Below are 1,308 nucleotides of genomic sequence, written 5' to 3'. Positions count from 1 at the left end.
CACGGGGCCGGCGGCCGGAGCGGCGTCGGCCCGCGGCCCGGCGGTCTCGGCCTGATCGCCTCGGCCGTTCTCCAGCACGTCCCGTGCTCCGTCGCGATCGTCCCCCGCCAGCGCGTGAGCGGCGTCCGGACGTCGGGTGAGCGGAGCGAAGGCCCGAGCGTCCGCCGGCTCCTGACCCTGCCGAAGCCCGCCGCCCGCGCCAAGCCCGGCCGGGGCGGGTCCGCCCCGGCGAGACCTCGTGGCCCGGTGGTGGAGCACGGCTGACCCCTCTGAGCAGGAAACCCCTGGTGGGACGGGGCGAACGTGACGTTCACCCCGTCCCACCAGGGGCCTTCGGGCACCCGCCTCGACGCCGGGACCGGTGCGCGTGCTCAGCCGGCGGCGCGCATCACCGCGGAGATGTCGGCGCCGCTGGTGACGAGCCGCTCGTACTCCGGACGGCGCAGCTCGCCGCCCATGAACGGGTACGGGTTGCGGTGCACGGCGGGGCTCGGCTCCGGGGTGAGCGCGGCGAAGTGGATCTCCCGCGCGCCGGTCTCGGCGACGACCCGGGCGACGTTGCGGGGCGTGATGCCGCCGCCCGGCATCACGATGATGCGGTCCCCGGCGTGCCGGATCAGGTCGGCGATCAGCGGCGCGCCCTCCAGGGCGCTGCTGTCCTGGCCGGAGGTCAGGACGCGGTCCACGCCGAGGTCGATGAGCGTGTCCAGGGCGGCGAACGGGTCGGCGGCCATGTCGAAGGCCCGGTGGAAGGTGACCGAGAGGTTCCCGGCGGCCTTCATGAGCCGCTCGCTGACCGCGCGGTCGACCTCGCCCTCCGGGGTGAGCGCGCCGATCACCACGCCGTGCGCGCCGGCCTCGCGGGCCACGACGACGTCGTCCTCCATCGCGGCGATCTCGTGCTCGTCGAAGATGAAGTCGCCGCCGCGCGGGCGGATGATGACGTGCACCCGGATCGTCGACACCGCGGCGAGCGCGGCGCGGACCGTTCCAAGGGTGGGGGTGAGCCCGCCGTCGAACAGCGCCGCGCACAGCTCCACGCGGTGGGCGCCCGCCCTCTCGGCCGCGATGGCGCCCTCGACGCTGTCGATGCAGATCTCGTGGGTGAGGCTCACAGGTGTCCTTCCGGGGTGGTGCGGATCTCGCCGACGGGGCGTCCGCCGCCGAGGACGGGGACGGCGCCGAGCGGCGCGGCGGGAGTGGTGTCGACGCCGAGCGCGGCGAGCGCGCGCAGCGCGATGGCGGTGGTGGCGCGGGGGCTGCCGTCGATGACCTTCACCGCGACGGCGTGCCCGTCCGCGGTCGCGG

3 protein-coding genes are annotated in these 1,308 nt (G+C 76.0%); 1 reads left to right on the top strand and 2 read right to left on the bottom strand.

What is annotated here, in order from left to right; genetic code table 11:
* Positions 1–264 (top strand): hypothetical protein (locus tag AB0J52_RS41025; RefSeq protein WP_500188655.1); only part of this gene is annotated, 264 nt, incomplete at its 5' end.
* Between the two features lie 107 nt (positions 265–371).
* On the opposite strand, the gene AB0J52_RS41020 is transcribed toward AB0J52_RS41025, so the two are convergent.
* Together AB0J52_RS41020 and AB0J52_RS41015 are read right to left on the bottom strand one after the other, a co-directional pair.
* Positions 372–1,115, bottom strand: a complete 744-nt coding sequence (locus AB0J52_RS41020; protein ID WP_500188654.1) for a copper homeostasis protein CutC — start codon at positions 1,113–1,115, stop codon at positions 372–374.
* On the bottom strand, positions 1,112–1,308 hold a 197-nt coding region (locus AB0J52_RS41015; RefSeq protein ID WP_500188652.1), incomplete at its 5' end, for an asparaginase. The genes AB0J52_RS41015 and AB0J52_RS41020, both read right to left, overlap by 4 nt.

This window comes from Spirillospora sp. NPDC049652 (assembly GCF_040675125.1).
GTDB lineage: Bacteria > Actinomycetota > Actinomycetes > Streptosporangiales > Streptosporangiaceae > Spirillospora.
This window is presented reverse-complemented; position numbering and strand designations above follow the sequence as displayed.